Raw genomic sequence first — 11,304 nt, 5'->3', positions numbered from 1 at the left:
CTACGAAGCGAGAAACCACCGCACAAGACCCACCACAAAAATGTGGATAACTCCCACACCAAATTCCACAATCCGCTGGTGAGAAGTACTATGTGCGTCGTGACTGTTCTGATCGTTGGTCTTGGGAATCCTGGCCCTCAGTATGAAAATACGCGTCATAACGCGGGTGTGGTCGTCGTCAATGAGCTTTTGGAGCGCGTCACCCCGATGCCCGCAACCTTGTCGGCACACAAGCGCACTAACACCGAGGTGGCGGAGTTGGCGGCGGGACGCCTGGCCAAGGACCGTGTGATCGTTGCGCGCACGCGCAGTTTCATGAATGTTTCGGGCGGGCCGGTGAAGGCGCTCGCAGATTATTTCGGCGTGAAGCCGGAAGACGTGTATGTGATTCACGACGAGCTCGATCTGGACCTCGGCGAGGTGAAGATCCGCCTCGGCGGCGGCGATCACGGCCATAACGGGCTGAAGTCGGTGACCAAGGCGCTGAGCAAGCCGTACAACAAGGTCGCCGTCGGCATCGGTCGCCCGCCCGGACGGATGGCGCCGGCGGATTATGTGCTGAAACCATTCAGTGCAAAAGAACAGGTTGATCTCGCTATTGCGGCTGCGGACGCGGCGGATGAGATTCTGCGCGCGTTAGGCTAGCGGCATGAGACTTGCAACGATCAGGACTGGAAACACCACCACCGCGGCACGGCTTATCGACGACACCCGCGCCGTCACACTCAACGCCCCCGACGTCGGCGCACTTTTGCACGCGGGAAAATTCGAGGAGGGCGAGGAGTTTACCTTCTCCCCCGCTGATTTGGCGCCGGTGATTCCGCGCCCCGGCAAGATCATTTGCGTGGGGCTAAATTACGCGAAGCACATCGCGGAGATGGGCCATGAGCAGCCGGATGTGCCGACGCTGTTCATTAAGTTCCCGGAGGCGCTCGTTGGGCCGTATGACGACGCTGAGGTGCCGGAGTTCAATGCGGAGTCGTTGGATTTTGAGGGTGAGTTGGCGGTGGTCGTCGGTAAGCGGGCGCGCCATGTGTCCAACGGTGCGGATTACATTGCTGGCTACAGCGTGATCAACGACTACACGCAGCGCACGTATCAGAAGCGCACGCAGCAGTGGCACCAGGGCAAGTCGTTGGAGAAGACGGCGGGGTTCGGCCCGTGGCTGGATACGCAGTGGCAGCCGGGTCCCGCGATTACGACGACGGTTAATGGTGAGGTGATGCAGCATTCGCGTACCGACGACCTCGTGTTCACCCCCGCGAAACTCATCGAGTTCATCTCGCATCTGTATCCGCTGGAACCGGGTGATGTGATCGCCACCGGCACCCCGGACGGTGTTGGCCACGCGCGTGATCCGAAGCGCTACCTAAAAAATGGCGACACGGTGCGTGTTGAGATCGAGGGCCTTGGTGCGATCGAGAACACGACCCGCGTGATTTCTTGCTAGCCTCGTGCCCATGAGCCAGCACGCGATGTTGACCAGCAAGTATCCGCCGTCAGATAACCTCTACGAATCGCAGTCACGCGAGGGCGACATCTCGCTGATGCTGTGCCATGGGTGGAGTACCGGCGAGATCGAGGCGTTTTTTGAGGACGATAACGGCGGCGATCCGGTCCCTGGGCTCGATGTGCTTATCGACGACATCCGCGCCGAGTACACCAACCTCATCCCCAAAGCTTCCGAGGACGCGCAGCGCCTCGATACGCTCCGCGACGCTCTGGCTGAGCGCAACCTCGCGTTCTCGTTCGACGAGGGGCTTACTCAAAGCGACTGCGCCGAGGAAGCCGCCGAACAGGCAGAAAATGATGGCCGCAGCGGCTATGTGTACTGCACGAACCAGGACGTGGATCGAGTCATCCACACCGGCGAGCTCTACTTCGGGTTTAGCTCCGTTGAGGCGGCCGAATCGCTCGTGGAAGCGCTTCGCGGTGTTGGCCTGACCCCGATGTGGGGCGGCAAACCTACCGAGCGTGTGGCGTGTGAGGGGCTCGTCGTCGAGCTCCCGCTCGCGGATTAGAAGCCGAGCTGATCGAGCAGGCGAACTTCTGCTTCTGCGATTAACTGCAGCGGGAACAGCAGAAGGAGAAACGGTGCGGAGCTCAGCATCACCCCAGGAGCTTTCTCCGTCCCGCTCTTGTTCGCGCCGCCGTTGAGTTGGTCGGCGCCGTTGATGATGTTGGTGACAAGGAAGTTGTAAAGCCCCCAGGCGCTGCCGCTGTAGGCACGGTCAGTGTTGGCAGTCGCGGCCGGAGCCGCCGGTGCCGCGCTGGCTGCCGGGGCGAGCGCGCCCAGTGCGAGCGCGCCGGTCGTTGCAGTGGCAATTGCGATCTTGGAAAGCTTCATACCTCTCTCATCGCAACAGCTGTCTAGGGCGTTAGCATCCGCTCGATCTCGGCAGCCGGTGCAGCCATCAATGCTCCCCGATCGGCGCCGACGAGGCAGTAGTCGTTATCCCTGGTCATCGGCCGTAAATACGGGTAGGTCGGCGGCAGGTCAGGATTTTCCCGCGTGAAATCTGTTTCCACACCGCTCGCCCACCGTCCGGAGAAGGCGCGGGAGACCACGGCGGGTGTGTCGGTGCGCAGGAGTTCGCGGTTGTGTTGGCTGGTGCCGGCTTCGTCGGCGAGGAGGAATGCGGTGCCGCAGGCGACGGGCACGTCGATCGCGGCCACGTCTTCGGGTCCACGGATGCCGCCGGCGGCGATCACGGGAACGGTGGCGAGGGGCCGCAGATCTGCGAGCAACTCCGGCAATGAGCGCTGGTCAGGGTCGTCGTGTTGGCTCCAGGTGCCGCGGTGGCCACCGGCGCGTGGGCCCTGGATGATCACGCCGTCGACTCCCCTGGCTTGGGCTTCGCGCAGTTCGGCCTCGTTGGTTACTGTCGCCCAGGCTTCCGAGCCGACCGCATGCAGTTGTGCGATCTCGGTTTCGGTGAAGCAGCCGAACGTCGAGGACACCACGGCGGGTGCGGCCTCCAGCACGGCGGCGAACTTTTCGGCGTAGTCGGATTCGAGTGCCGGAACTGCCTGTTGGAGGTGGTGGGCGGTGCGGTGGACGTCGTCAAGCAATGGCTCGGGTTGGGGCACGAAGAGGTTCGCGCCGAACGGCGTCTCACACGCGGCGAGCCACGAGCGGGCTTGCGAGGCGCTACAGGTGCCGAGCGCGATGAAGCCGAAGGACACCGCGTTGACCAGTTCGGGCGTGGATGGGCCACCGGCCATGGGTGCTGCGATCACGCGTGGAAATTCCATGGGTACAGTGTGGCACGTGTTTGGTTTTTTCAGGCGCCCCAAGGCCGATTGGCTGGTTGTGGGGCTGGGTAACCCGGGTGCGGAGTATGCGCGCACGAAGCACAATGTGGGCTTTTTGGCGCTCGACGAGTTGCCGAAGATCGACGGTGTGGCGCGTTGCAAGCCGCAGACGTATATGAATCTGTCGGGTGAGGCGGTCGCTCCCCTTGTCCGGAAGTTCAACATCCCGCCGGAGCGGATCATTGTGCTTCACGACGAGCTCGATCTCCCAGCCGGCAAAGTCCGCGTGAAGTTGGGCGGGAACGAAAACGGCCATAACGGTCTGAAGTCGATTACGGAGCATTTGGGCACGCGCGATTACGTCCGCGTGCGCATTGGTATTGGCCGCCCGCCAGCGGGTACGGCGGTGCCTGATTGGGTGCTCAGTGAGGTTTCCGGCGACGAGGACATCGCAACCGCGGCGGAGGCCGCCCGCCTGATCGTCGCCGAGGGGTTAGCGAAGGCGCAGAACGTTATCCACGCGCGCTAATTGCCTGTTCTAGGTCGGCAAGCACGGTGCCCAGCGCGTCGGTGTTGGCGGCCTTTTCTTCCTCGAGGTCGGTGCCGAAGATGTTGATGCCCACCTGGTTGCGGATATCAAACATGGAGAAATTCGCGACGATCTGACGCCAGTGCTCAATCGCACGAATCGCGCCGGTGCCGCTGTAGCCGACGAACGCGACCGGCTTGCCTGCCCACTCGGAGGCGAGTGAGTCGAAGGCGTTTTTCATGGTGCCGGGGATGGAGTGGTTGTACTCGGGGGTGACGAAGACGAAGCCGTCGCAGGCGTCGATGGCGTTTGACCAGGCGGTGACGGCGTCGTGCTCGTATTGTTTGTTGGCGGCGCCCGGCACGGTGGCGGCGGTGAGCGCCGGGACGTTGAACTCTGCGAGGTCGAGGAGTCGGTACTCGACGCTGTCGCGGGCGTTGCCGGTGTCGCGTACCCAGTGGGCGACACCTTCGCCGACGCGGCCTTGACGGATGGATCCTAGAATTACGCCAATTGTTGTCATGTACGCGACTGTACTCGGTGGGTGGGTCGTCGATAAGCTAGCGCCCCATGAGCACTGTTTCCGAGGCCGCCCGCCGCCGCACGTTCGCTGTTATCGCCCACCCGGATGCGGGTAAGTCCACGTTGACGGAGGCGCTGGCGCTGCATGCGCATGTGATTTCGGAAGCTGGCGCGGTGCACGGTAAGGGCAACCGCAAGTCGACGGTGTCGGACTGGATGGAGATGGAAAAGGAGCGCGGCATTTCCGTCGCATCGTCGGCGCTGCAGTTCGAGTACGCGCCGGAGGGCCACGAGGGCGAGCCGTATGTGGTCAACCTCGTCGACACCCCGGGCCACGCGGACTTTTCGGAGGACACCTACCGTGTGCTTTCCGCCGTCGACGCTGCGGTGATGCTGATCGACGCGGCGAAGGGCCTCGAGCCGCAAACCCTGAAACTGTTTCGCGTGTGCAAGGCGCGCGGTCTGCCGATTGTCACGGTGATTAACAAGTGGGACCGCGTGGGTCGTGAGCCGCTTGAACTTGTCGACGAAATCGTTACCGAAATCGACCTCCAACCCACCCCTCTGTACTGGCCGGTAGGCGAAGCGGGCGACTTCCGCGGGCTCGCGCACGTCTCCTCCGATGGCGAGATCGACGGGTACGTGCACTTCACCCGCACAGCCGGCGGCTCGACCATCGCGCCGGAGGAGCACTACTCCGCCGACGAAGCCGCTACGAAGGAAGGCGACGTGTGGGACACCGCCCTCGAGGAAGCGGAGCTTTTGCTTGCCGACGGCGCCGTCCACGACCAGCAGCTCTTCGAACAGTGCATCACCTCCCCGATCATTTTCGCCTCCGCGATGCTGAACTTCGGCGTGCACCAGATCCTGGACACGCTGTGCGCAATCGCACCGGCACCGGAGGGTCGCGCCTCTGACCCGAAGGCGGTGGAAGCCTCCACGACCGCGATGGATACTGAGCGCGAAGTCGGCGATGATTTCTCCGGCGTGGTGTTCAAGGTCCAGGCCGGCATGGATAAGAACCACCGCGATACGTTGGCGTTTATGCGCGTGGTCTCCGGCGAGTTCGATCGCGGTATGCAGGTCACGCACGCCCAGTCGGGCCGCAGCTTTTCCACGAAGTACGCCCTGACCGTCTTCGGCCGCAACCGCGACACCGTGGAAACGGCGTTCCCGGGCGACATCATTGGCCTGGTCAACGCGGGCGCGCTGGCGCCGGGCGACACGATCTACGCCGGCAAGAAGGTCCAGTTCCCACCAATGCCACAGTTCGCACCGGAGCACTTCCGCACGCTGCGCGCGAAGTCGCTGGGTAAGTACAAGCAGTTCCGCAAGGCGCTCGAGCAGTTGGACGCCGAGGGCGTCGTGCAGATCTTGCGCAACGACACGCGCGGCGACGCTGCCCCAGTCATGGCCGCCGTCGGCCCCATGCAGTTCGAGGTCATGCAGGCTCGCATGGAAAACGAGTACAACGTGGAAACGGTCACCGAGCCGATCCCCTACTCGGTGGCCCGGCGCACCGACGCCGAGTCCGCGCCAGAGCTGGGCCGCCAGCGCGGCGTCGAAATTTTCACCCGCACCGACGGCGAGCTCATCGCGCTGTTCGGCGACAAGTGGAAGCTCGCCTTCGTGGAGAAGGAGCACCCGGATCTGACGATCGAGCCGCTCATCGCCGACTAGTCGCGCCGGTTATTCGCGCTGGTCCAGGATGTCGTCGGCGATGCGGTCGGTCCACCGGCGGGTCTGCAGCCGCCACGCCGCCCCACTGTTGGAGCGTGGTGGTGCCTGGATGTGGCGGCGTGAGTCCATGCCGTGTTGGAGTTCTTTGGCGCGTAGGACTTCGGCGTCGATTTTTACGCCTTCGAGCAGCACGATGTTCATCAACCAGATCAGGGCGAGTACCGCCAGGACGGTGCCGAATGCGCCGTAGGTGCTGCGTATGCCGACGAGTTTGAGGTACCAGGAAAACCCGATCCATAGCGCACCGATGACGAGGAGCGCGCTTGCGGATCCGAGGGTGAGCAGGCGGAATTTGCCGGGTTTGACGTTGGGGGCGAAGTAGTAGAGCACGGAGACGAGCGCGATTGAGACCACTGCGATGACGGGGGTGCGCAGGTAGTCCCAGACGGGGAGGAAGATTGCGGTGAGGTAGTGCAGTTCATCCTCAAGTCGAAGGGGTCGCGCGATGGGTTCGAATACGGCGTTGACGATTGAGTCGGTCAGCAGGGCCCCAAGCACGATCACCAATGCGCCAATGACCAAAACGACCGTGACAAGCCACATGGTTACCCATGTCACGACGAGTGGGCGGCCTTCGGTGCGTCCGTAGATGAGGTTGGCGTTGCGGGAGAAGGATCGCACGTACGCGGATGCTGACAGGAGCGAAATCACCACTGACACTGCCAGGGCGATGGTGCTTTCTGCTGGGGTGGCCACGATGACTGTCAGGAGACGCAGTGCTTCTGCTTGCAGTTGCTCCGGTACGTATTGGGCGACGAGGTCGGCGATGATCGAGTCGGCCATGTCGTCGCCACGCGGCATGAGCAGGCTGAAGATGGAGTATGCGGCGAGCAGCATCGGCGCGACCGACAGCAGGGTGTAGTAGGTCAGGGTGGCGGCACGGTCCACCATGGCGTCGTTGGAAAAGTCTGTGACCACGCGGCGGAAGATGGATTTCCATCCGGCGCGTGTGAGGCGGTTGCCGCGACGTAGGGGTGTTTCGTAGTCGTGGGGTGTGACGACGAGGTCGCCGGTGCCGTACGACATCACCATGTCGACGCGGTGCGATTCAGACATACTGGTCACCTTATACACTCCCTTGTCATGGGAATCATCGACCGCGCGCGTGAACTTTTCGGGTTGAACCAGCCTCGGCTGGTGGAGTTGCCGGGGCGGGTGGTGCCGGTGGTCGTCGATACGCTGCAGGTGCACACGGCGCGGCTTGCGCCCGATACCAACGAGAAGATCATCATCGTGACCACCTCAGCGAGGGCACTCGAGGAGCTTTCGCGTATCGACGACGCCGTGCAACTCACCTCCCCCAACGAACGCTCCGTCACGTTCGTGCCGGTAGACCGCAGGTCCGAGCCTGTGCTGGATCCGAAGTACGGCTGGATCATCCCCGTCACACGTGAGACCGCCGCCGAGTTTGCGGGGTTAGCAAAAGGCCCAGGCGAGCACGAACTTTCGACGCTGCACCTGGGCCTTATCCTGGAGTAATACGGCGTAACTAAACCAGTCCGATCCAGTTCCAGTAGGTGGCGGACAGCAGCAGGATGAGCAGGTAGGCCACGATGGTCAGCGGAATACCGGTGCGCAGGAACTGCTTGGAGGTAAACGCGCCGGTGCCGTAGGCCAGCATGTTTTGCGGTGCGGAGACCGGCAGCAGGAAGCCGAAGCAGATGACGAACTGCTGGATGATCACGAACCCGATGCCGCCGTTGGGCACGTCCAAGGTTGCCGCCAACGCGATGAACACAGGGATCAGCGCGGAGGCAAGCGAGGTCGCGGAGGCGAAGCCCAGGTGGATCAGGATGTTAAACAGCGACACCAGGGCGATTGCGGCGAGGATCGGCATGGAAGATAGGCCGATAGCGCCGAAGGTTGCCTCAGACAGCCAGGTTGCAGCGCCAGTGTCCAGCAGGAACTTGCCCAGGGAGATGCCGGCGGCGAACACGACGAGGGTGCCCCAGTTGATCTGCTGCTGGGCGTACTTCCAGTCCATGACGCCGATGACCGGCATAAGCATGAAGCCGACGGCGACGATGGTGATGGTTGCGGAGGAAATCGGGTGCAGCACGCCTTCGGTGGCCCAGAAGAACAGCAGCAACATTGCGATGGCGGTGAGGCGCTTCTCAGCGCCGGTCATGGGTCCCATTTCCGCGAGCTGCTTTTCGACGAGCTCACGTCCCCCATCGATCGACTCCACCTCAGGCTTAATGGCGGCACGCATGATGAAGTACAGGGCGATGGACATCAGGATCGACCACGGTGCGGCCCAGATGAACCACTGGCCCCAGGAGACGGTCTGGCCCATTTGGTCTTCGATGAAGCCGACAGCCACGAGGTTTTGCGCCGCAGCGGTCTTGATGCCGACGTTCCAGATGGACACCGCCTGGGTTGCCGTAATCACGAGCAGCGCGGCGAGCTTGGATTCCTTGGCCAGACCGAAGGCGGCCACCATGCCCATGAGAATCGGCACGACGGCGCCGGCGCGTGCGGTTGCGGACGGGACAAAGAACGCCAGGATGATCGAGATAACAATCGCTCCGATGACAATGTTGGAAACTTTCTCGCCGGCGAACTTCAGCACATACAGCGCGAGGCGACGGTGCAGGCCGGTTGCCTGCATGGCGGTTGCCAGCGCAAGTGCCGCAGCAACAAGCGCCACCGCCGATGACGAGAAGCCGCTCATGGCGATGCTCAGGCCCTTGGAGGCACCGATCGCTTCGCCTGTTTCGGGGTCCACGGCGAACGTGAGCATGATTGCGATCAGCCCGACGATCATGACCGCACTGACCGGGTAGGACACTGCTTCCGAGACCCACATGATCACGGCAAAGGCAAGCATGCCGAGTGCGATTTTTGCGGGCATTGCAAGCCCTGCGATCGGGGTCAGGATCACCGCCGCCAACGCGACAAAAGCGAGGAAAAACGCGATCGTTTTTCCGGTGTTGAGTTTGTGTGAGGCTTGCTGTTCGGGGCTGTCTGCGGGGGCGACTGCCGTAGTCACGGTATTCCTCCTTGATGTAGTTGTTCCTGCATAAACATTAGTCTCACCAAATCGGCCTTCAAAATGTGACGCGTGTACTGTTTGCCCTGCATACGGGCGCGTAGCATGGCCATCATGGGCTTGAGTTCACTGTTGACGTACAACATCCATCATGGTGCACAAGATTTCCGCAATGCGCTCGGCAACGGCGCCGCTGACGCCTGGTTGCCTGCGTCGTGGCAAGCGTCGCTAAACGATCTGAGCCATTCTGTCGTGGCGTTATGGGATTCGGTCATCAACGCAATCTCCATCATCGTTTAAACGGCACACCCGGTTCGCAGGACCGAGCTTTCTGGTACAAACGTAGATAATGTTCACAACACTTTGTTGCTAAAAGGAGTTTTTCCCATGAAGGCCCTCTACAGAGCCGCAATCTTCTACCTCGCCTTCGGCCTGATCTCGGGCGTGTTCTACCGCGAGTTCACCCGCGCCAACAACTTCCCAGAAGGCCAGTTCACCCAGCTCAGCGTTACCCACACCCACCTTTTGGCCCTGGGCTTCATGATGTTCCTCATCTTCCTCGCCCTAGAAAAGGTCTTCACCTTCTCGCGCAATAAGAAGCTTTTCAATATCTTCTTCTGGCTCTACAACGCGGGTTTGCTCACCACCGTGTCCATGCTGATCCTGCACGGCTCGATGACAGTGCTGGGCAAGGAGTCGGGCGCGGCGATCTCTGGCATCGCAGGTTTGGGCCACATCATGCTCACCATCGCGTTGGTCATCTTCGTGGTGCTGCTGGGTCGCGCCATCGATAGCCCTACCCGAACCTCTGAGGCAGCGCTGGCAAACTAACGCGCTACCCTCGCGGCATGAACACTCTCACGCCGATCCAGCAACGCCTTACTGACCGCTTCTTCCGCTACGTCCGCACGGAAAGCCAATCCGACGCTCGCGCCACTACAGTCCCGTCCACCGAAAGCCAATGGACGTTTGCGCGTTTGCTTGTCGACGAGCTCTCCACCGCCGGGGCCACCGACGTCCACCTGTCCGACACGTGCGTGGTCACCGCGAAGATCTCCGGCACCGGCGACGGCCCCGCGATCGGCTTCTGCTCCCACCTGGACACGGTGGATGTAAACCTCTCCCCCACGGTCAATCCGCAGCTAACCCATTACGAAGGCGGGGATATTTGCCTCAACGCCGAGCGCGACCTCTGGCTGCGCGCCGCCGACCACCCGGAACTTGCAGCGTACGAGGGCCAGCCGATCGTCCACACGGACGGCACGAGCGTGCTTGGCGCCGACGACAAGGCCGGCGTGACCGCGATCATGGAGGCGGTCACCGAGCTCGGCGGTCAGACCCCACACGGCGACATTTACATCGCGTTCGTGCCGGACGAGGAGATCGGCCTGCGCGGTGTACGCACGATCGATTTTGACCGCTTCCCCGTCGATTACGCCTACACCGTCGACGGCGGCGAGCTCGGCGAGGTTGTAGAGACCACGTTCAACGCCGCCACCGCCACCATCACCATCGCCGGCGTCAGCGCCCACCCGATGAACGCGAAGGGCAACCTGGTCAACCCGATCACACTGGCAATGGAGTTTGCCAACCAGCTCGACGCGCAGGAAACGCCCGAGCACACCGAGGGACGTGAGGGCTTTATCTGGCTCAACGGTATCGACGGCAACCAGTCCACCTGCACCATGCAGTTGAGCATCCGCGATCATGACCGCGAAGGCTACGAGGAAAAGAAGCAGCGTCTACGCGCGCTTGCCAGCGACCTTGCCGCAGCAAACCCCCGCGCCACCATCACCTGCGACATCGAAGATGTCTACGCGAACATCTCCGACGCGAAGACCCCCGAAAATTCCGTCGGCTCCGAGCGACTGCACGCTACGATGCGCCGCCTCGGCATCGAGATTAAGGAGATCGATATGCGTGGCGGCACCGATGGGTCATGGCTGTCCAACCAGGGTGTCTACACCCCGAACTATTTCACCGGCGCGCACAACTTCCACTCGATCTACGAGTTTCTGCCGGTGTCTTCCCTCGAGCGCTGCTATGAACTCACCCTCGCCCTGATGCGTGGCGAGTAACCGGCTCACTAAGCACGCTTGATGCTGGTGCTCGTCTTGTGCATGAGCTCAGTGTCAAGTTCCTCGCGCGTGTGGCGTTTTCGGCCACAATTACTGCTGCGTTGCTCGGTTCCCTACGAGATGCACAATATATTGTGCATCCCGGCTCTGGTGTTGGGGCCGGTTGTGGTTTAGGCTCGTCGATACGC

Annotated in this window: 14 protein-coding genes; 9 read left to right on the top strand and 5 right to left on the bottom strand. The window is 62.1% G+C overall.

Translation table 11 applies throughout. The annotated features are described in order from the left end of the window. The first annotated feature begins 99 nt into the window (after nucleotides 1–99). The 3 genes from pth (HMPREF2690_RS01570) to HMPREF2690_RS01560 are packed head-to-tail and all read left to right on the top strand — an operon-like array spanning nucleotide 100 to nucleotide 2,021. Nucleotides 100–645, top strand: a complete 546-nt coding sequence (pth, locus tag HMPREF2690_RS01570) for an aminoacyl-tRNA hydrolase (protein ID WP_246819491.1) — start codon at nucleotides 100–102, stop codon at nucleotides 643–645. 4 nt (nucleotides 646–649) lie between these two features. After that, nucleotides 650–1,450: a fumarylacetoacetate hydrolase family protein gene (locus HMPREF2690_RS01565; protein ID WP_070819989.1), complete on the top strand. Its 801-nt coding sequence runs from the start codon at nucleotides 650–652 to the stop codon at nucleotides 1,448–1,450. A gap of 10 nt (nucleotides 1,451–1,460) precedes the next feature. Then, the gene (locus tag HMPREF2690_RS01560) at nucleotides 1,461–2,021 is read left to right on the top strand and encodes a DUF6891 domain-containing protein (protein ID WP_246819490.1); all 561 of its coding nucleotides are present in this window, start codon (nucleotides 1,461–1,463) and stop codon (nucleotides 2,019–2,021) included. Here HMPREF2690_RS01560 and HMPREF2690_RS01555 read toward each other — a convergent pair. Continuing rightward, nucleotides 2,018–2,347: a hypothetical protein gene (locus HMPREF2690_RS01555; RefSeq protein ID WP_070819987.1), complete on the bottom strand. Its 330-nt coding sequence runs from the start codon at nucleotides 2,345–2,347 to the stop codon at nucleotides 2,018–2,020. The genes HMPREF2690_RS01560 and HMPREF2690_RS01555 overlap by 4 nt on opposite strands. Nucleotides 2,348–2,370: 23 nt before the next feature. Beyond that, nucleotides 2,371–3,255, bottom strand: coding sequence for an NAD(P)H-dependent flavin oxidoreductase (locus HMPREF2690_RS01550; RefSeq protein ID WP_070819986.1), 885 nt, complete (start codon nucleotides 3,253–3,255; stop codon nucleotides 2,371–2,373). 16 nt (nucleotides 3,256–3,271) lie between these two features. On the opposite strand from HMPREF2690_RS01550, the gene pth (HMPREF2690_RS01545) reads away from it, so the two are divergent. Continuing rightward, nucleotides 3,272–3,784, top strand: a complete 513-nt coding sequence (gene pth / locus HMPREF2690_RS01545; RefSeq protein WP_371325997.1) for an aminoacyl-tRNA hydrolase — start codon at nucleotides 3,272–3,274, stop codon at nucleotides 3,782–3,784. Here the strand turns inward: pth (HMPREF2690_RS01545) and HMPREF2690_RS01540 are convergent. Further along, nucleotides 3,768–4,307: an NADPH-dependent FMN reductase gene (locus HMPREF2690_RS01540; protein WP_070421246.1), complete on the bottom strand. Its 540-nt coding sequence runs from the start codon at nucleotides 4,305–4,307 to the stop codon at nucleotides 3,768–3,770. The two genes, pth (HMPREF2690_RS01545) and HMPREF2690_RS01540, sit on opposite strands and share 17 nt — an antisense overlap. Nucleotides 4,308–4,354: 47 nt before the next feature. Between HMPREF2690_RS01540 and HMPREF2690_RS01535 the strand changes: the two genes are divergently transcribed. Continuing rightward, entirely contained in the window at nucleotides 4,355–5,986 is a 1,632-nt protein-coding gene (locus HMPREF2690_RS01535; RefSeq protein WP_070819984.1) for a peptide chain release factor 3, read from the top strand. Nucleotides 5,987–5,995: 9 nt separating this feature from the next. Here the strand turns inward: HMPREF2690_RS01535 and HMPREF2690_RS01530 are convergent, their stop codons facing one another. After that, nucleotides 5,996–7,102 carry a YihY/virulence factor BrkB family protein gene (locus tag HMPREF2690_RS01530; RefSeq protein ID WP_070819983.1) on the bottom strand — a complete coding sequence of 369 codons (1,107 nt, stop codon included), beginning with the start codon at nucleotides 7,100–7,102 and terminating at the stop codon, nucleotides 5,996–5,998. A gap of 27 nt (nucleotides 7,103–7,129) precedes the next feature. Here HMPREF2690_RS01530 and HMPREF2690_RS01525 point away from each other — a divergent pair, with 27 nt between their 5' ends. Then, nucleotides 7,130–7,525: a hypothetical protein gene (locus HMPREF2690_RS01525; RefSeq protein WP_070819982.1), complete on the top strand. Its 396-nt coding sequence runs from the start codon at nucleotides 7,130–7,132 to the stop codon at nucleotides 7,523–7,525. Nucleotides 7,526–7,535: 10 nt separating this feature from the next. On the opposite strand, the gene HMPREF2690_RS01520 is transcribed toward HMPREF2690_RS01525, so the two are convergent. Further along, nucleotides 7,536–9,038 carry an SLC13 family permease gene (locus HMPREF2690_RS01520; protein WP_070772289.1) on the bottom strand — a complete coding sequence of 501 codons (1,503 nt, stop codon included), beginning with the start codon at nucleotides 9,036–9,038 and terminating at the stop codon, nucleotides 7,536–7,538. Between the two features lie 114 nt (nucleotides 9,039–9,152). Between HMPREF2690_RS01520 and HMPREF2690_RS01515 the strand changes: the two genes are divergently transcribed. The 3 genes from HMPREF2690_RS01515 (at nucleotide 9,153) to pepT (ending at nucleotide 11,116) form a co-directional block, all read left to right on the top strand. After that, a complete protein-coding gene (locus HMPREF2690_RS01515; protein WP_141761168.1) occupies nucleotides 9,153–9,338 on the top strand; it encodes a hypothetical protein in 186 nt (61 codons plus the stop codon). A gap of 87 nt (nucleotides 9,339–9,425) precedes the next feature. Continuing rightward, nucleotides 9,426–9,869 carry a DUF2871 domain-containing protein gene (locus HMPREF2690_RS01510; RefSeq protein WP_070819981.1) on the top strand — a complete coding sequence of 148 codons (444 nt, stop codon included), beginning with the start codon at nucleotides 9,426–9,428 and terminating at the stop codon, nucleotides 9,867–9,869. Between the two features lie 17 nt (nucleotides 9,870–9,886). Then, nucleotides 9,887–11,116, top strand: coding sequence for a peptidase T (gene pepT, locus HMPREF2690_RS01505; protein WP_070819980.1), 1,230 nt, complete (start codon nucleotides 9,887–9,889; stop codon nucleotides 11,114–11,116). Nucleotides 11,117–11,304 lie beyond the last annotated feature (188 nt).

The organism is Corynebacterium sp. HMSC034E11, from assembly GCF_001835905.1.
GTDB classification, from domain to species: domain Bacteria; phylum Actinomycetota; class Actinomycetes; order Mycobacteriales; family Mycobacteriaceae; genus Corynebacterium; species Corynebacterium coyleae.
Note: the sequence above shows the minus strand (reverse complement) of the source record. Positions and strands in the feature narration are given on the sequence as shown.

Coding starts and splice junctions, on each gene's coding strand:
- HMPREF2690_RS01555 (WP_070819987.1), bottom strand. CDS start 2,347: ATGAAGCTTTCCAAGATCGCAATTGCCACTGCAACGACCGGCGCGCTC.
- HMPREF2690_RS01550 (WP_070819986.1), bottom strand. CDS start 3,255: ATGGAATTTCCACGCGTGATCGCAGCACCCATGGCCGGTGGCCCATCC.
- HMPREF2690_RS01560 (WP_246819490.1), top strand. CDS start 1,461: ATGAGCCAGCACGCGATGTTGACCAGCAAGTATCCGCCGTCAGATAAC.
- HMPREF2690_RS01540 (WP_070421246.1), bottom strand. CDS start 4,307: ATGACAACAATTGGCGTAATTCTAGGATCCATCCGTCAAGGCCGCGTC.
- HMPREF2690_RS01525 (WP_070819982.1), top strand. CDS start 7,130: ATGGGAATCATCGACCGCGCGCGTGAACTTTTCGGGTTGAACCAGCCT.
- HMPREF2690_RS01515 (WP_141761168.1), top strand. CDS start 9,153: ATGGGCTTGAGTTCACTGTTGACGTACAACATCCATCATGGTGCACAA.
- pepT (WP_070819980.1), top strand. CDS start 9,887: ATGAACACTCTCACGCCGATCCAGCAACGCCTTACTGACCGCTTCTTC.
- HMPREF2690_RS01530 (WP_070819983.1), bottom strand. CDS start 7,102: ATGTCTGAATCGCACCGCGTCGACATGGTGATGTCGTACGGCACCGGC.
- HMPREF2690_RS01510 (WP_070819981.1), top strand. CDS start 9,426: ATGAAGGCCCTCTACAGAGCCGCAATCTTCTACCTCGCCTTCGGCCTG.
- HMPREF2690_RS01565 (WP_070819989.1), top strand. CDS start 650: ATGAGACTTGCAACGATCAGGACTGGAAACACCACCACCGCGGCACGG.
- HMPREF2690_RS01535 (WP_070819984.1), top strand. CDS start 4,355: ATGAGCACTGTTTCCGAGGCCGCCCGCCGCCGCACGTTCGCTGTTATC.